At 41.8% G+C, this 24,022-nt stretch carries 19 protein-coding genes and 1 pseudogene; 9 read left to right on the plus strand and 11 right to left on the minus strand.

The window, feature by feature from the left end:
• Positions 1–51 precede the first annotated feature (51 nt).
• Complete coding sequence (bfmR, locus tag BFG52_RS12605; RefSeq protein WP_067556830.1) at positions 52–768, minus strand: response regulator transcription factor BfmR; 717 nt, start codon at positions 766–768, stop codon at positions 52–54.
• 564 nt (positions 769–1,332) lie between these two features.
• On the opposite strand from bfmR, the gene BFG52_RS12610 reads away from it, so the two are divergent.
• The 3 genes from BFG52_RS12610 to BFG52_RS12615 all read left to right on the plus strand — a co-directional run bounded on the left by BFG52_RS12610 (position 1,333) and on the right by BFG52_RS12615 (position 5,757).
• A complete protein-coding gene (locus tag BFG52_RS12610; RefSeq protein ID WP_067556833.1) occupies positions 1,333–4,140 on the plus strand; it encodes a ribonucleoside-diphosphate reductase subunit alpha in 2,808 nt (935 codons plus the stop codon).
• A 68-nt stretch (positions 4,141–4,208) separates the two neighbouring features.
• Positions 4,209–4,355 carry a preprotein translocase subunit YajC gene (locus BFG52_RS16675; RefSeq protein WP_071890163.1) on the plus strand — a complete coding sequence of 49 codons (147 nt, stop codon included), beginning with the start codon at positions 4,209–4,211 and terminating at the stop codon, positions 4,353–4,355.
• 115 nt (positions 4,356–4,470) lie between these two features.
• Positions 4,471–5,757, plus strand: a complete 1,287-nt coding sequence (locus BFG52_RS12615; RefSeq protein WP_067556835.1) for a ribonucleotide-diphosphate reductase subunit beta — start codon at positions 4,471–4,473, stop codon at positions 5,755–5,757.
• Between the two features lie 221 nt (positions 5,758–5,978).
• Here BFG52_RS12615 and BFG52_RS17515 read toward each other — a convergent pair.
• The 5 genes and pseudogenes from BFG52_RS17515 to BFG52_RS12635 form a co-directional block, all read right to left on the minus strand.
• A pseudogene (locus BFG52_RS17515) lies at positions 5,979–6,065 on the minus strand (transposase); the annotation flags it as partial.
• 101 nt (positions 6,066–6,166) lie between these two features.
• Complete coding sequence (locus tag BFG52_RS12620) at positions 6,167–6,697, minus strand: hypothetical protein (RefSeq protein WP_067556838.1); 531 nt, start codon at positions 6,695–6,697, stop codon at positions 6,167–6,169.
• A 264-nt stretch (positions 6,698–6,961) separates the two neighbouring features.
• Positions 6,962–7,453: a flavin reductase family protein gene (locus tag BFG52_RS12625; RefSeq protein WP_067556840.1), complete on the minus strand. Its 492-nt coding sequence runs from the start codon at positions 7,451–7,453 to the stop codon at positions 6,962–6,964.
• A 198-nt stretch (positions 7,454–7,651) separates the two neighbouring features.
• On the minus strand, positions 7,652–8,680 hold the full coding sequence (locus tag BFG52_RS12630; protein ID WP_067556843.1) for a methionine synthase: 1,029 nt from the start codon (positions 8,678–8,680) through the stop codon (positions 7,652–7,654).
• A gap of 35 nt (positions 8,681–8,715) precedes the next feature.
• Complete coding sequence (locus BFG52_RS12635) at positions 8,716–9,693, minus strand: DUF1852 domain-containing protein (RefSeq protein WP_067559543.1); 978 nt, start codon at positions 9,691–9,693, stop codon at positions 8,716–8,718.
• 677 nt (positions 9,694–10,370) lie between these two features.
• Between BFG52_RS12635 and BFG52_RS17330 the strand changes: the two genes are divergently transcribed.
• The gene (locus tag BFG52_RS17330) at positions 10,371–11,858 is read left to right on the plus strand and encodes a lytic polysaccharide monooxygenase (protein ID WP_067556846.1); all 1,488 of its coding nucleotides are present in this window, start codon (positions 10,371–10,373) and stop codon (positions 11,856–11,858) included.
• A gap of 210 nt (positions 11,859–12,068) precedes the next feature.
• On the opposite strand, the gene BFG52_RS12645 is transcribed toward BFG52_RS17330, so the two are convergent.
• The 3 genes from BFG52_RS12645 to BFG52_RS12655 all read right to left on the minus strand — a co-directional run bounded on the left by BFG52_RS12645 (position 12,069) and on the right by BFG52_RS12655 (position 15,489).
• The gene (locus BFG52_RS12645; protein ID WP_067556848.1) at positions 12,069–12,875 is read right to left on the minus strand and encodes a thioesterase family protein; all 807 of its coding nucleotides are present in this window, start codon (positions 12,873–12,875) and stop codon (positions 12,069–12,071) included.
• Positions 12,876–13,052: 177 nt separating this feature from the next.
• Positions 13,053–14,120 carry an LLM class flavin-dependent oxidoreductase gene (locus BFG52_RS12650; protein ID WP_067556851.1) on the minus strand — a complete coding sequence of 356 codons (1,068 nt, stop codon included), beginning with the start codon at positions 14,118–14,120 and terminating at the stop codon, positions 13,053–13,055.
• A gap of 355 nt (positions 14,121–14,475) precedes the next feature.
• Positions 14,476–15,489, minus strand: coding sequence for an ABC transporter substrate-binding protein (locus tag BFG52_RS12655; RefSeq protein ID WP_067556854.1), 1,014 nt, complete (start codon positions 15,487–15,489; stop codon positions 14,476–14,478).
• 381 nt (positions 15,490–15,870) lie between these two features.
• Here BFG52_RS12655 and BFG52_RS12660 point away from each other — a divergent pair, with 381 nt between their 5' ends.
• Both BFG52_RS12660 and BFG52_RS12665 read left to right on the plus strand, forming a co-directional pair.
• Positions 15,871–16,839 carry a porin gene (locus BFG52_RS12660; protein WP_157758113.1) on the plus strand — a complete coding sequence of 323 codons (969 nt, stop codon included), beginning with the start codon at positions 15,871–15,873 and terminating at the stop codon, positions 16,837–16,839.
• A gap of 120 nt (positions 16,840–16,959) precedes the next feature.
• Positions 16,960–17,583, plus strand: coding sequence for a glutathione S-transferase family protein (locus tag BFG52_RS12665; protein WP_067556861.1), 624 nt, complete (start codon positions 16,960–16,962; stop codon positions 17,581–17,583).
• Between the two features lie 187 nt (positions 17,584–17,770).
• Here BFG52_RS12665 and BFG52_RS12670 read toward each other — a convergent pair whose 3' ends face one another.
• Together BFG52_RS12670 and gabT are read right to left on the minus strand one after the other, a co-directional pair.
• Positions 17,771–19,219, minus strand: coding sequence for an NAD-dependent succinate-semialdehyde dehydrogenase (locus BFG52_RS12670; RefSeq protein ID WP_067556864.1), 1,449 nt, complete (start codon positions 19,217–19,219; stop codon positions 17,771–17,773).
• On the minus strand, positions 19,212–20,498 hold the full coding sequence (gene gabT, locus BFG52_RS12675) for a 4-aminobutyrate--2-oxoglutarate transaminase (protein ID WP_067556866.1): 1,287 nt from the start codon (positions 20,496–20,498) through the stop codon (positions 19,212–19,214). Before gabT ends, BFG52_RS12670 begins: the two co-directional genes overlap by 8 nt.
• A gap of 430 nt (positions 20,499–20,928) precedes the next feature.
• Between gabT and BFG52_RS12680 the strand changes: the two genes are divergently transcribed.
• From BFG52_RS12680 to BFG52_RS12690, 3 genes are all read left to right on the plus strand, one after another.
• Positions 20,929–22,359, plus strand: coding sequence for a gamma-aminobutyraldehyde dehydrogenase (locus tag BFG52_RS12680; protein ID WP_067556871.1), 1,431 nt, complete (start codon positions 20,929–20,931; stop codon positions 22,357–22,359).
• Between the two features lie 28 nt (positions 22,360–22,387).
• Positions 22,388–23,158, plus strand: coding sequence for a nuclear transport factor 2 family protein (locus BFG52_RS12685; RefSeq protein WP_067556874.1), 771 nt, complete (start codon positions 22,388–22,390; stop codon positions 23,156–23,158).
• 121 nt (positions 23,159–23,279) lie between these two features.
• On the plus strand, positions 23,280–24,002 hold the full coding sequence (locus tag BFG52_RS12690) for a FadR/GntR family transcriptional regulator (RefSeq protein WP_067559545.1): 723 nt from the start codon (positions 23,280–23,282) through the stop codon (positions 24,000–24,002).
• The last annotated feature ends 20 nt before the right edge of the window (positions 24,003–24,022 follow it).

Here is a 24,022-nt window from a genome sequence, read left to right on the forward strand (position 1 = left end):
TTAAATAAAGGAGGTAGCTCCTGAACGCGCCAATCTATTTTTGAATTCGTATTACAACCCGTTGGTTTCTTTTACGAACAAGTACCCTTTACTACGTACAGTCTTAATACGTTTAGGGTTTTCTGGATCATCACCAATTTTTGGTCGAATTCTAGAGATACGAACATCAATTGAACGGTCTTGACCATCGTATTCAATGCCACGTAAACGCTCGAAAATATCTTCACGAGATAAAATTCGTCCTGCATTGGATGCCAATAGCCATAATAGATCATATTCAGCACTGGTAAAGTCGACTAACTCGCCATTCAATGTCACCGAACGACCGCCATTATCAATAACTAAATCATCAAATTCAATGCGTTGAGCAACTTCATCTTCAGGTGTTTTATCTGTACGTCGCAATAACGCACGGATACGTGCTAATAACACACGTGGTTGAACCGGTTTAGCAACATAGTCATCCGCACCCATTTCTAAACCAAGGACTTGGTCCATATCTTCGGTACGTGCAGTTAGCATTAAAATAGGTTGGTGATAATGTGGGCGTACTTCGCGACATACGGTTAAACCATCAGCACCAGGTAACATCACATCTAGAACCACTAAATCAGGCTGTTCGCTAATAATGCGGCGAATTGCACGATTACCATCGGGTTCCACCCCAACCTCTAAGCCGTTTCGAATCAAATATTCTTGTGTCAGACGCGCTAAACGCTCATCATCTTCCACAATTAAAATTTTTGGTAACTTTTCTTCTTTGCTCATCTACCCACCCCTGATCACAACTTTGTTTCTGCTAAATTGCGCAGATTAAAAGCTTTGTTATTCTGCAATATACACACGTTTACAATGTAAACAAGACCTTATTCACCAAACTGATACATGCTCGTATTAATTTGTTAAAAATTATTACCTGATGATTTAGATCATTTTTATCTTATAAATCGCGCTAGATTAACCGACATACTAGCAAATTATTTAAAATATGTTTATCAATTCGTCACTTTGTTTTTTTGTTCAGCAAGCGAAGTTATCCACAGAGTTATCTATAAGCATCTACGCAAGACTTTGCTATGCTATGCGCTGCCTCGGCTCCCCCCAAAAATATAGCCAAGCTCATCGTATTTAATTGTTAAAATAGCCAAATAATAGGAAAAAAACTTTTATAAAATGTCAATATTGATATCCAAGTAAAATTCCCGTATCTTGTGTTCAGAAACTATATAAACCACTAAGTATTGTGTTTTGTCCTAAAATATCGCAACTCATCCTAAAGTTCGATTTACGGTCAAATAACAGAACAAATATGCCAATGGAGCGAAGCTGACAATGAGCGCAATCAATACCCCGGGCCAATTACAAGTGATTAAACGCACGGGTGATGTGGCTACTTTTGATGCAGACAAAATATCTGTAGCAATTGGTAAAGCATTTCTTGCGGTGGAGGGTCAAAATAGCGCTGATTCAAGCCGTATTCATGACCGCATCTCACAACTCACTGAAATGGTTTTAAACACCTTCAATCGTCGCCTTCCTTCAGGCGGTACGATTCACATTGAAGAAATCCAAGACCAAGTTGAATTGGCTCTTATGCGTACCGGTGAACAAAAAGTGGCTCGTGCTTATGTGATCTATCGTGAACAACGTGCTGCTGCGCGCCAACAAGCCAATGCCAATCATCACCCAACCTTGCAAATCACAGATGATCAAGGTCAATTACAACCTTTAGATCTAAGTGCGCTCAAAGCGACTGTTGAAAAAGCAGCGGTAGACTTAGAGGGCATCGATGTACAGGCGATCATCGATGAAACCGTTAAGAACTTATATAACGGTGTGAAAGCCTCTGACATTTCAACCACCATGATGATGGCAACCCGTACCCGTATTGAACAAGAACCAAACTATAGCTTTGTGACTGCACGCTTATTACGTGATGAACTGGTTGCAACCGGTCTAGAGTTTTTAGGTCTTGCTGCAGATACTGCTGAAAATGATGCTTTAGAAACCTTCTTAAAGAAAGGGGTTGAGCTTGATCTGCTGTCACCAGAACTATTAAAATTCGATTTGAAAAAAATTGCTGCTGCAATTCAGCCAGAACGCTCCAATCAGTTTACCTATTTAGGTCTACAAACTTTATTTGACCGTTATTTCATTCATAGCAATGGCATCCGTTTCGAACTACCACAATTATTCTTTATGCGTGTTGCAATGGGTCTTTCGCTCAATGAACAAGATAAAGAGCAACGTGCTATTGAGTTCTATAACCTACTCTCTAGCTTCGACTACATGGCATCTACACCGACACTCTTTAACTCAGGCACATTACGTCCGCAGTTATCCAGTTGTTACCTCACAACCATTGGTGATGACCTTTATGACATCTATGGTGCCATGCGTGACAATGCCATGCTCTCTAAATGGGCAGGTGGTCTAGGCAATGACTGGACTCCTGTACGTGCATTGAACTCATATATCAAAGGCACCAATGGTAAATCACAAGGTGTGGTTCCCTTCTTAAAAGTTGCCAACGACACCGCTGTTGCCGTCAACCAAGGTGGTAAACGTAAAGGTGCTGTCTGTGCCTACTTAGAAACATGGCACTTAGACATCGAAGAATTCCTCGAGCTACGTAAAAACACTGGTGATGACCGTCGTCGTACCCATGACATGAACACAGCCAACTGGGTTCCAGATTTGTTTATGCAACGCGTGATTGAAGATGCTGAATGGACACTCTTTACGCCATCGGAAACACCCGACTTACATGATTTGACCGGTCAGGCCTTTGCTGAACGCTATACCCATTATGAAGCGATTGCCAAAGATCAAAACTTACTGCATAAAAAAGTTCGTGCCAAAGACTTATGGCGTAAGATGTTATCTATGTTGTTTGAAACAGGTCATCCGTGGATTACCTTTAAAGATGTCTGTAACTTACGTTCACCGCAACAACACGTGGGTGTGGTGCATTCATCTAATTTATGTACTGAAATTACCCTCAATACCAGCCAAGATGAAATCGCAGTATGTAACCTGGGTTCGATTAACCTAGTACAACATATTAAAGACGGTCAATTGGATCGTGAGAAACTTGCACGCACCATTAAAACAGCTGTACGTATGCTCGATAACGTCATCGACATTAACTACTATGCTGTACCACAAGCGAAAAACTCGAACATGAAACACCGTCCAGTAGGTATGGGCATCATGGGCTTCCAAGATGCTTTATATGCCATGAACTTGGCCTATGGTTCGGATGAAGCAGTTGAATTTGCAGATGAATCAATGGAAGTCATCAGTTACTACGCCATTAAAACCTCTAGTGACTTAGCACTAGAACGCGGTAGCTACTCTAGCTTTGAAGGTTCTTTGTGGGATCAAGGTATTTTACCGATTGACTCACTAGAACTTGTTGCCCAATCACGTCCTGAACGCATGTTTGAGGTAGATCGCAGCCAACGCTTAGACTGGGATCGTCTACGGAACAAAGTGCAAAAAGATGGTATGCGCAACTCCAATGTGATGGCGATTGCACCAACAGCAACGATTTCTAATATCTGTGGTGTCTCTCAATCTATTGAGCCAACCTTCCAAAACCTCTACGTGAAATCCAACCTATCTGGTGAATTTACCGTCATCAACCCTTACTTGGTTCGTGCCTTAAAAGACCGTGGTTTATGGGATGTTGTGATGGTCAATGACTTGAAACACTATGAAGGTTCTGTACAAAAGATTGCGCGTATTCCAGAAGAGCTCAAAGCAATTTTCGCCACAGCCTTTGAAGTCGAGCCACGTTGGATTGTTGATGCTGCATCACGTCGTCAAAAATGGATCGACCAAGCACAATCACTCAACCTTTATATTGCTGGCGCAAATGGTAAGAAACTCGACATTACCTATAAAATGGCATGGTTACGCGGTCTCAAAACCACGTATTACCTCCGTGCACTCGGTGCAACCTCTGCTGAGAAATCAACCATCAATACCGGTGCCTTAAATGCAGTCAAAGCAACAACTGTTGCAACGGCTACGCCAGTCGCTGAGACACATGCTGCTGAAGATGATTTTGCTCAAGCCGCACCCGTACCACAAGCCTGCTCAATTGACAATCCAGATTGCGAAGCTTGTCAATAAACACCACTGCACGATTTGCTCAGACCAACTGAGCAAATCGTCAGCACTAACACAGAGAGAGCATGATCATGCCGCATATGACACACCAATACCAACTCGGTCTTGCCGTATTGATCATCGCCTTCTTATTTTTCTACTCACCGTTTGCGTATGCTTTTTTAAAAATTCGCCAACAGCACCGCAATCAAAATAAGTCGAATAATAAAGCACCCTAAACTTGGGCTGCATGATTCCACTTGATTTTGATTACATCGATTACGCAGAAAAGAACTGACATCTTCGTCATGACGATGTCAAACCAAACATATATAATTAACGGAGAGAACGATTATGTCTATCCTAAGTTGGGACGAATTTGAAGATGATTCGCAGAAACCGGCTGCACCTCAACAGCAACCTAAAACCGTCGAAACGCAAGAAACGCCTAATACACAAGCTGTATCTGATGCAAAATCACCATCGCCGTCTGTGGCTGCTGCACAACCCACACCAGCCGCCACTTCCAGTGGAACAGCGAATTCAACCGATACATTGGCAAGAGCATCTGCTGCCCTAGAAAAAATGGATGTTGCCCCAGGTTTAGAAGAACTTGAAATGGGTGCAGGTCGTGTACAAGTTGATGATAAACGTATGATCAACTGCCGTGCCGACTTAAACCAATTGGTACCATTTAAATACGAATGGGCTTGGCAAAAATACCTAGATGGGTGTGCCAACCACTGGATGCCACAAGAAGTCAACATGACACATGATATTGCTTTGTGGAAATCTGAAGATGGTCTCACCGATGATGAGCGTGTCATCATCAAGCGCTCACTGGGGTTCTTCTCTACCGCTGACTCATTGGTTGCCAACAACTTGGTACTCGCGATTTATCGTTTGATTACCAACCCAGAATGCCGCCAATATATCTTGCGTCAAGCATTTGAAGAAGCGATTCACACCCACGCATACCAATACTGTATCGAATCACTCGGTATGGATGAAGGTGAAATCTTCAACATGTACCGTGAAATTCCATCTGTAGCACGTAAAGCGGCTTGGGGTCTAAAATATACGCAATCTTTGGGTGATCCAAACTTTAGAACGGGTACGCCAGAGCAAGACCAAGAATTGCTACGGAATATGATTGCATTCTACTGTGTGCTTGAAGGCATCTTCTTCTACTGCGGCTTTAGCCAAATCTTGAGTATGGGTCGTCGTAACAAGATGACTGGTGTGGCTGAACAATTCCAATATATCTTGCGTGATGAGTCTATGCACGTAAACTTCGGGATCGACATGATCAACCAGATCAAAATCGAAAACCCGCATCTTTGGTCTGAAGCATTCCAAGAAGAAGTTACCCAAATGATCTTGGAAGGTACCATTCTAGAAATCGAATATGCACGTGACACTATGCCGCGTGGCGTACTTGGCATGAATGCCGCGATGATGGAAGAATATCTCAAGTTTATCTGTAACCGTCGTTTAAATCAGCTTGGTTTACCTGAGCAATATAAAGGCGTCAACAATCCATTCCAATGGATGTCTGAAATGATGGACTTGCGTAAAGAGAAAAACTTCTTTGAAACCCGTGTAACCGACTACCAAACTGGTGGTGCACTAAGCTGGTAAGGGTTTGCCGTCACGCGACACGTAAGTTGACATTTGCGACGCATAAAATGTCATTGAACGACACATAAGTTGTCATAGATACCCCAGTAAAAAGGCTGCAACTCAACTTGCAGCCTTTTTTCAACTTAATGGTTAAAGGAACTAAACTCAACTGAGTCAATACTTAGCGGTGAAATACCACGCTTAAGGCACTGGTAATACCCCCATTTTTAATTGAATTAATCAGTAGGAAATATCTTTCTTTTCTTCGTCGCATGACGGATAACGCTGTTGAGTGATTCAATCGCATTGGTTGTATAAATTGCTTGTTCTCTCGTAGACACTCGCTCTGTTTCTTATCCCAAAACTTCTAAATGACTATCTAATTGATACAGTTCCAACTGCCTAACTTTGTATAATCAATATTGTTTCAACTATTTGATTTAAAAATATTTTTCCACCATGTACGCTCTTTTTTTTGTTTTCCTGCATTTATAGCCTTTTCAATATTTGCTTCTATTTTATCTTTATTAGAATCCCATATCTGTTTTAATACTTGATCAAGGTCTGCTCTGCTCCATACATGAAAAAAACCGATAGTAGCTCCCATAGCTTCTATTATTGTTTTATGCACATTATTATTATCATAGTCTTTTAATTTTTTATTAAAGGTATCAATAACTAATTCAGTAAGATTTGGCTCTAAATCATTGTAAAAGTCTATAGTTGTGATGTCGTCTAAATTATCATCTTGTATCGTCCATTTAGGTACTGGCAAGTAAGAGTTAATAAAAATAATATCAACTCGTATGATGTCTTTATAGTACATACTTCTTTGAGTACCGTTTAGTCGAATTGCTGTTAATTTTTCACTATCCCATGTCAGTTTTTTAGTTAAATAAGGATTAGATTCTTCTTTCTCTATTTTCGTATTTTCACGGTTAAAAAAATTAAATAGCATTATTTTACCCCTTATTAAAATACAGTCCAGATCCTAACCAAAATAGTAGACAATTCACCCTTCTAAAGATAATTTAGTTTTAAGCTTTGGAGATGTAAATATGGCTAAACGTTTTAGTCCTGAATTTAAACAACAAGCAATTGATTAAACCTTAGCAGAATTAAAAACTCTTATGAGGAAAGATCATCCCCCCAAAACATTATAATCAAAAACCGAATATCCTCCTCAAAAGATATTCGGTTGATCTTTATTTTAATAATAACTTTAAGCGATTTCTTTCTGTCCTACATGATGATAGGCGCGATTAAAATAAACTAAACCTTGATTATGCTGGCTCTTTTGGATAGCAACAATACGGCAAATAAAAATAGTATGTGTGCCAACTTCTTGGATTTGATCAATCTGACAATCAAAACTCACCAAGGCATCTTCTAAAACCGGTGCACCCGTTTTTAATGCAGTCCATGTGCCACAAGCAAAGCGTTCTTCAGGACTGAGCTTTGATGCAAACGCTGCAGAAATATGCTGATGCTGCGGACCAAGTACATTGACGCTTAGAATTTTATTTTCGATAAAGTGTACATGTGACCGCGCAGACTTGTTCATACAGACCAATAATGACGGCGGTGTATCGGTAACGCTACATACAGAAGATGCAGTAAATCCATAACGACCAGATGTCCCTGCTGTGGTAATGACATTTACCGCACCAGTTAATAATGACATTGCATTTTTAAAGTCTACTACTTCAACCATCACGTTGTTCCTAACTTGAACTGTCTTTGACACTGCGCTATAGCGACGCGATACTTCATCGCGTTGCTATATAATTTGAATAGATTGTAAATAGAACGCATTGCGACTGAAAGGCGTATCCGCAATTGAGACCGTTGTTCTATAAGACCCAATCAACTGCTAAGGATACCCCTTTAGAATGCCTGCAAGCAATGCTGCTTAGGCTGAAAGTTCTTTACGAATGATTGCAGCACCTGCGCTCAATGCTTTGAGTTTGCCTCTTGCCACATCACGCGCTAAGGGTGCCATACCACAGTTGGTCGATGGATAAAGTTTATCGGCGTCGACAAACTGTAGTGCTTTACGCAAAACATCCGCAACTTGCTCCGGTGTTTCAACAGTATTGCTGGCAACATCAATGGCACCAACCATAACTTTTTTACCACGGATCAGTTCAATCAAATCCATCGGTACGTGTGAGTTCTGACATTCTAATGAAACGATATCGATATTCGACTGTTGTAGCTTTGGAAAAGCTTCTTCATATTGGCGCCACTCTGAACCCAAAGTTTTTTTCCAGTCGGTATTGGCTTTAATGCCGTAGCCATAGCAGATATGTACTGCGGTTTCACATTTCAGCCCTTCGATGGCGCGTTCTAAGGTTGCGACCCCCCAGTCATTCACTTCATCAAAGAAGACATTAAAGGCAGGCTCATCAAATTGAATAATATCAACACCTGCTGCCTCTAACTCTTTGGCTTCTTCATTGAGAATTTTGGCAAATTCCCAAGCCAGTTTTTCACGGCTTTTATAATGATTGTCATACAAAGTATCGATCATGGTCATAGGACCCGGTAAAGCCCATTTGATCGGTTGTGTGGTTTGCTGACGCAAAAATTTTGCATCTTCAACAAAAACAGGTTTTTGTCGTGCTACAGCACCCACTACAGTTGGCACACTGGCATCATAACGATTACGAATTCGCACTGTTTCGCGCTTCTCGAAATCTACGCCGCTCAAATGCTCAATAAAGGTGGTCACAAAATGCTGACGCGTTTGCTCACCATCACTCACGATATCAATGCCAGCATGACGTTGTTCTTGTAGAGACAAACGTAAAGCATCTTGTTTGGCTTCAAGTAATTGCTCACCTTGTAACTTCCAAGGTGACCAAAGTTTCTCAGGCTCTGCCAGCCAAGACGGTTTTGGTAAACTACCAGCGGTTGATGTAGGTAATAATATTTTCATAATAAACGATCTTTCTATGTCTCGGTCTTGGTAAATTAAAGCGCGTAGTGTGCAGCCCATTGATCAAGAGTATCTTTATATGGCTTGATAAACTGCTCTTCAGTAAATTTGCCTTGCTTCACAGCCAACTGACTACGCTCTTCACGATCATAAACAATCTGCGTCAATGAGTGATCCTGATGATTCAAACGCGGTTGATAGCATTGTGCTGCCGCTGAGTTGGCATTATAAATCTCAGGTCGATAAATCTTTTGGAAAGTTTCCATGGTACTAATCGTTGCGATTAACTCAAGATCAGTATAATCACTCAAGAGGTCACCACTAAAATAAAATGCCAAAGGTGCAGCACTGTTTTTCGGCATAAAGTAGCGTACACGTAAACCCATTTTCTCAAAATATTGATCGGTCAATGAAAACTCATCTTGACGATATTCTACACCCAATACTGGATGTTCGTTTTCAGTCCGATAATAGGTTCGGCTACTAGAAACACTCAAACAAATCACAGGTTGTTTCGCAAAGTGTGCTTTGTAAACTTCTGAGTTTACAACGGACTTAAATAGTTTACCGTGTAAATCACCAAAATTTTCTGGCAAGCTAAATTTTTCTTGGTTTTTATTATGGTCGAGGAGTAATACGCTAAAATCATAATCACGTACATAAGATGAGAAACTATTTCCTACAATCCCATCAATACGCTGATTATTTTTATGATCGACAATGGTGGTTTTTAAGACTTCAATAATTGGGAAGTTTGTCCCATTGCCTTCAATATCCATATCAAAAGAAACGATATCAACTTCTACAGAATAACGGTCGCCTTTCGGATTATCCCACTGCGCCAAGTTATTAAAACGATTATTAATCATCCTTAAGGTATTGCGCAAATTTTCTTGACGGCTCTCACCTCTTGCCAAATTGGCAAAGTTAGTCGTGATACGCGTATTGTCTGAAGGAAGATAGTTCTCATCGAAACTAATGCTCTTAACCGTATATGTAAATACTTGACTCATTTTGATCTGATACCCTAATTTCTGAGATAAAACTGCATTCATATGTTGCTCTTGAAGGACTCTGCTATTGCTTTGTGAATCCTCTCAGTCAATTACCCAGTCTTTTCTGATTTTTACCGCATGGTCCAATCAAGAATTAACTATATATTGTCTATCGCCAGAGCATGTGTAGTTTATACCGTATTCTCGGCGTGAATAAAAATGAGTTTATTTCACAAAAACATGAGCCAAATTCATGCATAGCCCATTGCATGATTTATGTGCGCAAATTCTCCGCATGATCTCGCACCACATGCACTAGAAGTGCTTCCCCCAATTGCTATTCTTTTCTACTGTTAAGTTGAATTATTTTTGGGGAACATTAGCCCATACCATCATAGCTATAATAGAAACAAAGCTTGATTGAGTTTTACTTGAACTCGACACAGTTACGCAATTTTTCAACAGTGATATCGCCTGATCATTTACGCTATCTTTTTAAATTTTATTTTAATATTGCAAGATCCTCGCATTTTCTTGATGATTTGTGGTTTTTAAATCACTCAGCAATACCGACCAAGGCTTACAGTCTCGCATCATAGCCAGTATTGTTCAGCGCCACACATGTCGATATTTTCATTGACAAGCGTATTTATAGCGATTGCTACGCCATCATAAAATGAAAAAGGAAGGATCTAATGAATGTTGACGTTTGTATAAAACGTGGCTTCATCATGGGCGTGCTGGCCTTTGCACTCATACCGTCAGAAACCCTTGCGCACGGCTATGTTATGAAACCCGAATCACGCAGTTATGCGTGTAAACTCAATAAAAATGCTCAATGCGGTACGATTATTTATGAACCACAAAGCCTAGAAGGCGGCAATAATTTTCCTCAAGCAGGTCCGGCAGATGGGAAAATTGCCAGTGCCGGTTTGAGCCAATTTGCGCAACTCAATCAACAAAGCCCAACGCGCTGGAGTAAGAGTAATATTACAAATGGCAGTTATGATTTTGTATGGTACAACACCACCATGCATGCAACCAAAAGTTGGCGCTATTTTATCACCAAGAATGGATGGAACCCCAATGTCCCATTGGCACGTAGTGCATTTGAACTTACGCCATTTTGTCTAGTCAATGGCTATGGTCGTCAACCTGCAAGTCAAGTCACCCATCGTTGTCAGATTCCGGGTGACCGCAGTGGTCATCATGTCATTTTAGCTATATGGGATGTTGCCGATACCGTCAATGCATTCTATAACACCATTGATGTCAATATTGGTAGCAGTACATCTGTACCACCCTCTACGGCCGTTCCCACCATATGGACAGATATCGGTGATATCAATCCCATCGATGATCTCAATATCAATGACCGCGTCAAAACACGGGTCTTTGATGAAAATGGTGAAAATAGTCGTCTACACACTGAAATTATTATTCGTTCCATTGAACAGGGTGCACGGCAGATTTGGCCACGTTTATTGGCGGAAGCCATTAATAAACAACATACTGCTTTACGAGCAGGCATTCAAAATAGCCAAGGTCAGATTATCCCAAGCAATGGTAAAAATGATGTCTTTACCAGCGCGCAAAGTGGTATTCGACGCGTGGAAATTAAACTAGAACGTGCCATCGAGAATATAACCGAGCCACCTGTTAGTCCACAACCGCCAACTCAACCACCTGTTACACCACAACCACCGACGGAAGTACCGATACCGCCAACTCAACCGCCTGTTAGTCCACAACCACCGACGGAAGTACCGATACCGCCAACCCAACCACCTGTTAGTCCACAACCACCGACGGAAATACCAACACCACCAACTCAACCGCCTGTTACACCGCAACCACCGACTGAAGTACCAACACCGCCAACCCAACCGCCTGTTACACCGCAACCACCAACTGAAGTACCAACACCGCCGACTCAACCACCTGTTAGTCCACAACCACCAACTGAAGTACCGATACCGCCAACTCAACCCTCAAGTACATATCATTATGTTTATCCAGAGAATATTGCGAAGTATAAAGCGGGAACAAGAGTATTAGGCAGTGATGGTCAGGTGTACCAATGTAAACGCTTTCCTTATAGTGGTTGGTGTACCATTCCAGCTCATCAATATGTTCCTGCGACAGGGTCACATTGGCAAGATGCTTGGATTTTAGTGAAATAAGGAAATCGCATAGCGCATAGAACGCTATTGATCGCCCTACAACATGCTGGACAAATATCTACATCAAAAATAAGCCGCTCATAACGAGCGGCTCATCCAAACAATTCCTAAAACCAATATCTTAAAATCTATATTCTAAAACCAATCTTTTAAAACCAATCTTTTAAAACCAATATACAGACATTATATGGAAGTATTTCATATCATCATTTAAGCCTTGGAAATTTGCCTTAAAGTCAGGATTTGCTCACTTCGTCCAAATGGACCATAAATATCATGTAAAACAGAACTGGTTAAACCAATGCCATCTGCACCATATTGTTGAACAGTCTGTAAACCGAGCCACTGCCCTTGTGGATAACGATGCATATGAATTTGCAAATCTAAATTTGGAAATGCCCATTGAAAATCGCCCTCCTGCCGTGCCACGATGCCATTGGCAGCATCTATCATGCCGATTAAATGCACAAAGTCACTGGTGGCTTGCCCTTCAACCATTGCCAAATCATTGTTTAACCACACTGTTCCTTTGCCCGCACGATGTGCTGGATCTGCACGCGTATGCAATGATCGTATAAAACCACCTGGCCAGCGAGCTAAACCGCTCCAAGGCGCATAGCTTTCGGGTTGATGAATGACTTGATCTTCTAATCCTGCAATTTGACGACTATCACTGGTACACATACGCCAAGCACGCGCCACAATACAGGTTTTGCCCTGAGCTTGCAGGGTCGATTCAATCAATTCAATGCTACGACCTGGGCGAACAATCTCAGTCTCTATAGAAAACTCACCAAAATGAATTAACCCCCAAATATCAAAACTAATCCTGCCGATCCGCATATCATCACGCACAGCAAACTGTTCTAATTCAGCGGCGATAATACCGCTCGCTGGTGCCATATGCTGTTCATGAGCATTCCATGCGCCTTGTGCATGAATGGTAGAACAATAGCGTGCCGTCACTCGACCATCTGCTGCTACCTTACGTTCGATGAGTTGATAATATGCATTCATGATGGATTGAATCTCCTTTTCGATCTATTATTTTCAATATTCTATTAGACAACAATTACGCCAGCATACGCTGAATCATCACGCAACATAAACCCTATTATTTGACTTGATCTTCATTTATTCGCACAGATGCCTGCTTAAATGCAGTCAAGCAATCCACTCAATGCCTCAAGGTGCTTATTCTGTTAGGACCTGCTCTGCTGTTGGTGCTGTGGATGTTGCAGATTTTTTGCACTTTTCCCATCCCAAATAAGGGGCAATTTTCTGACTAAAATCAAAAAGAATTTGTTGATATTGCGCATGGCTAAATGCATAAGGTAATTCGATGCGCAGCTCTTGTACCTGTTGTAACACTGGATCTTGCATCAGTCTATGTACAATTTCCTCACTACGACCAACCAGATCATGACTATACACAGTGCCTCGTTCGCCAACTGGCGCTAAAGTTCGCTGCTGCCGTGATTGCGCGAATTTTCGGTATTGCTCAAGACTTTGTTGATCGGCACTGTCGGTTGGTACAATCACCCGCCCAGCTGCAATACGCGTTTGCTGTTGTGCGCCAAGCGCCCTGCGATATTGCGCCAACAAATGCGATTGTGCTTGATAAAAATCATTATGCCCCTCACCAGAACAAAGATTGCCTAATAAGAGGTTGAATCCCTGTTCAGCAGCCCAGGTGACTGATCGGAATGAACCGCCACCATACCATAGGCGCTGACTTAATCCTGCCGCATAAGGTTGTATACGAGGGCGTTGCAATGCGGCTGGAGACTCAATTAGATCATCAGCCTCACCAAAATACTGACCTTGTAAATAATGTCGCAGTTGTTCTATGCGCCGATATGAAAAATCTTGCTGCTGCCAGCCTGTGCCCCAGACGGCTGATCCAATTAAATCTAAATGCGCGGGCTGTCCTGCACTTAAACCGATGTTCAAACGCTGCCGAGATAAAATATCCACTGTCGCCAAATCTTCAGCCAAACGAAATGGACTTTCATAGCCCATCTGAATAACCGCAGCCCCCAATTCAATCGCGCTTGTCCTTTGACTGGCAGCAGCCAAAAAAGTACTCGCAGATGAAACGCCTGATTCTAAATGGCGTTGTCGAATCCAAGCACCATTAAAGCCGAGACTTTCTGCATAGGAAAATAAATCCAGACTATGATTGAGCCCTGTATATGGATCATGATCTAAATAATTTCCAGCAATTAATAATGCAATATGCTTAATATTTAAAATGGACATAAAATTAACTCAAGTCATCGTACAACCAATACCAGTAAATACATTTCCAGCGACATCAACAGATCAAACAACACATAGATGAATAAGCAGACTTCTTTCATAAATACCCAAGATTTAATCTGTTAACTTATAATTTATCAATGTTTAATCTATTAGCTTTTCATTTATTAACATTTAAGCTATTCGTGCTTAATTCATTAACACTTAATCTATTAATACTTAATCTATTAATAATTAACCTATTCATCTTTAGCTTATTCATCTTTAGCTTATTCATCTTTAGCCTATTAATAGAGTTAATATTTAAAGGTAAATGATTTATTTTCCAAAGAAGCTAAATATAAAAATTTGAATTTTATTCATCAAAGCCTTTGGGATTAATTTGTGATGTCGTCACACCAACATCCCCCAAGCCCCATCGTGTCAGGACTTTTTCATAATGACCATTTTGAATCGTGCCTTGTAAAGCCTCTTGAACAGCATCGATTAATCCTGAGCCTTTTTTTACAGTCACGGCAACATCGGCTTTATCTTTTCCTGTAGCGGTAATATAACCAACTCGCTTAATATTGGAGCCGTTACGCAGATTCCATAATCCTAAAGAATCAGGAATCAGTAGCGCATCAACACGTTGTGACTGTAAAGCCAATTGTGCCGCAGAAGTATCTTGTAAATATACCGGTTGGGCTGGCGCGAGACCTTGCTTTATAAGCTGTTCATTCCATTGCAATAATAGCTTTTCTTGATTGGTTCCAGCACCTACGACAATTTTTAAGCCTGAAATATCTTTAGCGCTTTTGATCTCATGTATATCTTGTCGTTCTGGTTGAATATAAAAAGCTAAAACATCGGTCCGATAAGTCGCAAAATCATATTTCTCTTTGCGTGCTTTAGTCACCGCAATATTAATCATGGCTGCATCATAACGCCCAGCCTGAATGCCTAAAGGCCAATCCTCCCAAGACGTAGGCACTAATTTTAGTTGCAAGCCCAAGCTATCTGCGATTAAGCGTGCGATATCGACCTCCGCACCAATCACAGTCTGATTATCAAGTGCCAAAGAGGTTAAGGGCGGTGTTGTGACATGTACTGCCACCGTAAAATAACCGGGGTTTAAAAAGTGGTAATTGGACGGAATTTTTGCCATGGCAGCAGCATTGGCTGTGGTATGTATTGGTACAGTATTCTGTTTGATAATTTGACTTTCTTGTGCTGTTTGCTTGCTCAGTGCTGCTGTTGTCGATTCTGTTGCCGATGCTACAGCATCTCCAGTTTCACTACTTTCGCCACATGCTGTGAGAAAAAAACAACAGCCCAACAGTATTGTGATCAAATGAGCATTTAATATTTTAGGGTAAATTACAAGCATTTATACCTCTATACATCTGAGTAATGTCAGTCATGAACTTTGATGCAAATAAAAATACCTGTAAAAAACAATAAAAAATATATCATTAAAATGATTAACATATCTCTAAATTAGATTATAGGCGCAATATAACCATATCTTTAAAAATTATTTTATTGCACTTAAAAATAAAAGTATAAAAATCCGACCTTATCCCAAAAAACCAATGAAATGAAATACCTAATTACAAGCATCTTCACTTTATATTTACTACAACAACACGCATATGCAAATGTTGATATTATAAATATTGATCAACCATTACATAATGAAGATCAACTTAAAATATCCACGCATGGAAGTTATAGGCTTCAAGCCCTATTATTTGATGAGTACAATGAGATGAATGAAAAACAAAAATACCGCAGGGATGGTTATAATGCTGCTAGTAAATTTTATATTGATGCCGAATATAAATTCAATGATGACTTGGCATTGCTCTATGGCTATCAAGCTTTTTTTAATCCTCTCAAAACTTTAAATTGGCAAGGACATTATCAGAATGGTGAACAAGCATTCACACGAGAACAATCTTATTTGGGTTTATCCAGTACAACATATGGCACAGTGAAATACGGTCAAATCCAGAGCTTATATTATGATTTAATCGGTCAAAGACTTGATCTTTATGACTATGCAGTCATTGGGCAACCTGCGGCATGGAGTTCATTTGCACATTATGACGGCAGTGCATCGACTAAAAATACTCTACGTTATGAAAAAAAATTTCAATCATTTGATGTATATGCGGCATATTTATTGAATAATCATGATACCGATACGCAGCAGAATTTTTTATACCAAAAAAAGCAAGGATTATCTTTAGGTCTAGATCTACGCCTGCAACCCAATCTCTCCCTGAGTAGTGTTTGGCATCATGTAGATGCCAATTTACGAGATAAAAACAATCATCTCGAAAAAAAGTTTAATCAAGAAATGTTTGGCTCAGCCTTATTTTACAATAACGATCGCTGGTTAATCGGTGTGGGAGGTGGATGGTATAAAAATATTGTTCCAAACTACTTACTCAAAGAAAGTTTTCCTCAAAAAGATATTGAGGCCTATGGCTATCAGTATTATGTGGGCTATAAATTTAACCTAGAGCATCCATTCCTACAGTCCATACGCCCGTATATCATGGGCTATGGCGCGACTTTTAAAAAAGCCATGCATTACGACCGCAATGACTATGGTTTTGGTTTTGCCTTAAAATTTAAATATAAATTTGGCTTCGACTTTGAACATTTTTTTACCCAAGATTCTCAACATACGCCCGATGTAAGCTTATTTAGGCTGCGTTATGATTGGTAAAGAAATCATCAGCGTCAAATCAAATCTCGACATATAATCAATTCACGAATAATCAATTCACGAAGTCCTATTGCTATTCCCAAGATCAGCAATAGCTCACAAACAAAGGAGTTGTTTTACATGATTCGGATTTTAGGTCGCTCAAACTCAATTAATGTCCGTAAAGTGCTCTGGCTATGCGAAGAGCTTAATATTCCGTTTCAACGTGAGGACTGGGGCAAAGGCTTCCAATCCACACAAGGTGAAGAATTTATTCAACTCAACCCCAATGCAACGATTCCTGTCATCATAGATGGTGATTTTAGTTTATGGCAATCCAATAGCATCATTCGTTATTTGGCCAACCAATACCAAGGACAGGCACTCTATCCAACCCAGCCACAACAACGTGCACGGATTGATCAATGGGTTGATTGGCAAGCTATTGAACTCAATAACAGCTGGAGCTATGCTGTCATGCATTTGGTTCGTCATTCTCCATTGCATCAAGACCTTGAATTGGTTGCAAAAAGCATCCAAGCGTGGAGCAATAGCATGGCGATCTTAGAAGCACAATTAGAAAAAACCCAAGCCTATGTTGTAGGAGATTGTTTTAGTCTGGCTGATATTGTCATCGGATTATCTGTACAACGTTGGATGTTAACGCCTTTTGAGAAACCAGAACTCCCATATATTGCCGATTATTATGCTTTACTCAGCCAACGCGCAGCCTATTTAAAATGGGGCAATAATGGTCAGAACTAATCACATCATCGTGCTGTCATCGCTATCTGCCTGAACCCAACCACAAATTATTCAAAAAAATCAAAGCATAAAAAACTCAGCCATCGACACCGTGTATGGGTCTAATGACTGAGTCCTTGCCTCAACATAACAAAACCACCTTGTGTTTGAATGGGCAAACACAAGGTTTTGCGTTTTACGGTGAAATTTACTCAGATAAATCGACACAGAGATATTTAATTTCTACATAGTCCTCAATACCGTATTGCGAGCCTTCACGACCTAGACCTGATTGTTTAACACCACCAAAGGGTGAGACTTCATTGGAAATTAATCCCGTATTCACCCCAACCATGCCGTATTCTAAAGCCTCTCCTACGCGCCATTGCCGTGCAGTACTTTGACTAAAGAAATAGGCAGCCAAACCAAACTCGGTATCATTGGTCATTTGAATGACTTCTTCTTCTGTTTTAAAAGAAAATAACGCAGCCAAGGGTCCAAAAGTTTCCTCACGCGCCACACGCATTGCCGCTGTAACACCGGTCAATACTGTTGGTGCAAAGAAGGTATTGTCGGCAGCAAGGCGTTGCCCACCTATTTTGACACTGGCACCTTTACTAACCGCGTCAGCAATATGCGCTTCAACTTTGGCAACCGCCTCTTCATCGATCAAGGGTCCTTGGGTCGTTCCCGCTAAGCGACCATCGCCAACTTTCAGTTTCTCGACTTCAGCCACCACACGTTCACTGACCACATCGTAAATCGATTCATGAATATAAATACGATTGGCACAGACACAGGTTTGTCCACTATTACGGAACTTACTGGCAATGATGCCTTTGACCGCCTGCTCGATATTGGCATCGTCAAACACGATCACAGGAGCATTGCCGCCCAACTCTAAGGACAGTTTCTTAATGGTCGGAGCACATTGCTGCATTAAGATACGCCCTACCTCTGTCGAGCCGGTAAAGCTGAGCTTACGCACCACATCACTGGCACACAGCACTTGCCCAACCGCCACTGAATCACCACTTAAGGTGATCATCACATCGACAGGTAAACCAGCTTGTAAAGCCAATACTTCTAGTGCATAAGCACTCAATGGCGTTTGTTCAGCAGGTTTAATCAGCATTGAGCAACCCGCTGCCAAAGCTGGGGCAATTTTACGGGTAATCATCGCCGCTGGGAAATTCCACGGCGTAATCGCAGCCGTTACCCCAATCGGTTGTTTTAAGACCAATAACCGTTGCTGTGCTTGGGTGGGCTGTAAAATATCCCCTTCTATACGCCGCGCTTGTTCTGCAAACCAGCGGATAAAAGAAGCCGCATAGGCAATTTCACCACGAGCTTCAGCTAAGGGCTTGCCTTGCTCTGCCGTAAGAATCTGCGCTAAATTTTCTTGATGTTGCAAAATCAGCTGATACCATGCCCAGAGGATATCGGCACGTTGCAAAGCCGTTAATTTTTTAAAAGCAGCTTGTGCTTGTTCTGAACGTGCGATTGCGGCATGTACCGAATCGCGATCATGTTTTTTGACCCAAGCTAAGCTTTCACCCGTTGCCGCATCCTGTACTTCAATGCTTTCTATTCCTTGCGGTACTTGAAAGTAAATATCAGGATGTGCAAGTAAGTCATGAAATTTTTGATCAATCATAAGTTAAGTCCGCTTTCTTTTCAGCAACTGCCGCAAAACTCTGTTTAAGAATATCCAGAGCAGTTTTAAATTGCGCATCAGGAATGGTCAATGGATATAAGAAGCGGATGACATTTGCCTTTCTGCCACAGGTTAATAAGATCAACTGTTGACGCATCGCATTGTCCTGAATTGCTTTGGCTTGTTCGGCTGTATCAAGCTCCACCGCAATCATAGATCCAAGACCACGTATGTCGCGCACAAAATGATGCGTTTGTTTGAGGTCTTCTAATACATCAACCAATTGATCTCCAAGCAGATTGGCACGTTCACAGAGCTGTTCTTCTTCAATCACGTCAATGACCGCATGTGCTGCAGCAACAGCCAATGGATTACCGGCATATGTACCGCCCAAACCACCCGGATTGGGTGCATCCATGACATCAGCTCGTCCAACCACAGCTGAAATCGGGAATCCACCCCCTAGACTTTTTGCCATGGTAATCAAATCTGCACGGACCTGTGGGTGATGCTGCATTGCAAAAAGTTTACCAGTTCGTGCGAAACCAGTTTGTACTTCGTCTGCAATCAACAAGATACCATGATCATCACAGATTTCACGTAGACGAATCATCAATTCTGCTGGGGCTACATTGAAGCCCCCCTCACCTTGTACAGGTTCTAACACAATTGCGGCAACATCATGTGCGGCAATATCAGTACTAAAAATTTCTTCTAAGCTTTCAATGGCATCGGCAACTGACACACCATTGACTGCAACAGGATAGCGCGCATGGTACACACCACTTGGCATCACACCAAAATCGCGTTTATACGGTGCGGTTTTTCCTGTCATCGCCATGGTCATAAAGGTACGACCATGAAAAGCCCCCCCAAAAGTAATCACCCCATGACGTTTGGTGGCAGCACGTGCAATTTTAATTGCATTTTCAACAGCTTCTGCACCAGTTGTAAATAAAGCAGCTTTGGCTGGTCCTGCAATCGGTGCGCGCTGAATAATTTTTTCTACCAAAGCAATATAGCTTTCATAAGGTACGATTTGATAAGCAGTATGACTAAATTTATTTAATTGTGCTGCCACAGCTGCCGTAACTTTTGGATGGCAATGGCCGGTATTTAAAACGGCTATACCGCCAGCAAAATCGATATACGCATTGCCTTGCTGATCCCAGATGGTGGCATTTTCAGCACGCTCGACATACCACTGGCACATTACACCAACGCCACGTGGCGTGGCTTGTAATTTTCTATCATTGATTGCTGCGTTGTGAGTATCCATCTTCATTCCTCTCATGTTCTTCTTACGCTTAGGGCTTAGATCTCCTTCAGACCGAAGCCATTACGGTTGCCCCTAATGTGTGCTCTTTGCCTCCCACATACTAGAGCCAATTAGTTCAAATTATTAGGAGCCAATTTTTATCTCGGTTTATTAAAATCTCCTAAGCTGTGCAATAACTTTAGCCCAAAAGTATTTTTTTATTTTTCAATAGTACCAATGAAATATTTTTTTATATTATAAATCAATATATTACATCAATTAAAAATAATAAAACTTAGCAATTAAATACTTCCTTTTTGGGATGCCCAATTAAAAAAACGTTGACAGCCATTTTTAAACATAATACATATAGTGTTATATGTTAAAACATAGCGCAGTTGAAACTGCAGTCAAATCTTAAGTAAAAACTCAAGTAAAAGGATTTCCACAAATGGACAAGAAACAACTCAAACATTTTATCAATGGCGACTATAGCGTAAGCCAAGGAACTGAATATTTTGATTTGGTTAGCCCTGTTACCGGCGAGGTCTATGCACAGTCCCCCAATGCCACAGCAGCAGATGTTGATGCCGCTTATGCAGCGGCCAAAGCTGCCTTTAAAATTTGGGGGCGCAGCACACCTTCGGCACGACAAAAAGCATTACTTAATTTGGCGGATGCCATCGTTGCCCATTCAGATCGTTTGGTCGAAGCACAAAGTCGCAATACTGGACAATTAAAACACCTGATTGCCTCTGAAGAGGTTGCGGTATGTGCAGATCAGATTCGCTTCTTTGCTGGCGCAGCACGTTTACTTAACGGCACCGCCACAGCTGAATATATGGATGGTCTAACCTCCAGCATTCGCCGTGAACCAATTGGCGTGGTGGGTCAGGTTACGCCATGGAACTACCCCTTAATGATGGCAGTCTGGAAAATTGCACCCGCCTTGGCCGCAGGCAATACCGTGGTGCTCAAACCCAGTGATACCACCCCTGAAAGTACCTTATTACTGGCGGAAATCGCAGCGCCATTTTTCCCCAAAGGTGCTTTTAACGTGGTATTAGGCAATGCCGATGTCGGCTCTAAAGTGGTTTCACATAAAACACCAGCATTGGTGTCTATCACTGGCTCAGTTCGTGCTGGCTTACAAGTCGCCGCGTCTGCTGCAGCCAATCTGGCCAAAGCTCACTTAGAGCTGGGGGGTAAAGCACCGGTCTTGGTGTTTGAGGATGCCGACTTAGACAAAGCCGCAGAAATGATCGCCATGACAGGGTATTTTAATGCGGGTCAGGACTGTACTGCTGCGACACGTGTTGTTGTCTCTGAACAGGTTTATGATCAGTTCTTGCAAAAACTAATCACAGCCGCGAAAAATACTCGCTTTGGTTGCCCCGATGATGAAGATGCGTTATATGGTCCACTCAACAATGCCAATCAACTGAAAAATGTCACGGCGTTTATTCAAAATCTTCCACCGCATGCCAAAGTAGAAACCGGGGGTAAACAAGCAGACCGTGCTGGTTTTTATTTTGAGCCAACAGTCATCACAGGCTTACAGCAACATGATGATGCCATTCAAAATGAAATCTTTGGTCCAGTCATTACTGTACAAAAATTTAGTGATGAAGCCGATGCCATAGAGAAAGCCAATGATGTCGACTATGGCTTAGCATCAAGTGTCTGGACACAAGACCATGCCCGTGCTACCCGTCTATCACGTGAGCTCGACTTCGGTACAGTTTGGGTCAATACCCATATTCCACTGACCGCAGAAATGCCCCATGGCGGCTTTAAAAAGTCTGGTTATGGCAAAGACTTATCGGCTTATGGCTTTGAAGAATATACCCGTATCAAACATGTCATGAGCGCTAACGACTAATCGAGTAAATCATCAAAGGAAGACCCGCATGGATAAGCAACAGCTTAAAACTTTGGTTAGCACTGCACATCATGAACTGTTTAGCATGCATGATCTCAGTGCATTACAGCGCTATTTTGCACCAGACTTCATTGAACACTCACCTTTGGTTGCCGATGGTCTAACAGGTTTGGCACAACTGGTCAAAGACTGTCCCAATCTACAACATCAAGCCTACCGCGTCCTTGCCGATGGCGATTTGGTTGCCATTCATGGGCGTTTTGAAGGGCTGGATGCAGACCCGTTGGTGGGCTTTGATATTTATCGTGTCAAAGATGGATTGATTGTTGAGCATTGGGATGGTCTGGTCAAAGAAGCACCGCTCAATCGCAGTGGTCGTAGCCAACTCGATGGTCCAAGCCATGTAGAACACACGGGTCAAGAAGCGACCAATAAAGCACTGGTCAGCCGTTTCTTTCAGACCGCATTGATTGATGGCGACTACGAGGCTTTTCGTGACTACACCCAAGACAATCAATTTGCACAACATAGCCCAGATATTGGCGATGGTGTCGATGCAGTCATCGACTTTTTGACAGAGATTCGCGCACAAGGGCAAGGGTTGGTCTATCACAAGACTCACCGTACCCTTGCCGATGGTCAATTTGTGCTGACACATTCTGAAGGCAGTATTGCCGCAGAACGACATGCTTATTTCGAGTTATGGCGTGTAGAACACGGCAAGATTGCCGAACTTTGGGACGCAATCTTAGCGGTACCAGAAGATGAGCAAGCTATTCACCCTTATGGTGTTTTTTAACTATTGTTCAGTTTTAATGGGTATTTGCTTTGCGCGAATGCTCGATTTTAACTGATCGCAATCATTAACCAAAATACAGTCACTTGACCATGATGGTCTTGTGACTGCTGAGAGTGTTGTGATGTCTGCATTGCGTATTATTTTTGCCCCAATCGCACAAGCGACACGTTCTGAACAAGTCGTGGAACGTTTGGGAAATGCCATTATTTCCGGTCTACTCAAGAGCAGACAACAACTTCCCAATGAAGCGGAACTGGCACGTCTCATGGGGGTTTCTCCAATTACCATACGAGAAGCACTGAATACTTTACGCAGTAAGGGGTTTATTGATACACGGCGCGGACGACATGGCGGGAGTTTTATTTGTGAACTGCCGGAACACATCCGACTCAGTGCGCATCCCTTACAACAAGCAAGTAATGAATTTATTAGCGATCTTGGTGAGTTTCATGCTGCGGTACTCTCACATAGCGTCTATTTGGCAGCACAGCGCACCACGCAGGTTGAGCTAGATCGTTTAGCGCTATCCATTGCCCAATTTGCTGCCGCCACAACGGCAGATCTCAGAGCACAACTTGACTTACGTTGTTTATTGGCACTATGTGCTTTGGCACAATCGGCACGTTTAGCTACACAGGAATTATCGATTCAAGCGGAATGGGCACCACTGATTGCGAGCTTATATCAGTGTGATGTTTTCCACCGCACGATAATCCAGCAATATCAACAAATTTTTTCTTCATTTCAACAAGGAAATGAGGATAATGCTGTAGTACAAAGCAAAAAAATCATCGCCATGCTGACGGACCAAATGCTTCGATATAAGTTATCTATGACCGGATGATGTTCATCTGCTCGACAACA

It is taken from the genome of Acinetobacter larvae, from assembly GCF_001704115.1.
GTDB lineage: Bacteria > Pseudomonadota > Gammaproteobacteria > Pseudomonadales > Moraxellaceae > Acinetobacter > Acinetobacter larvae.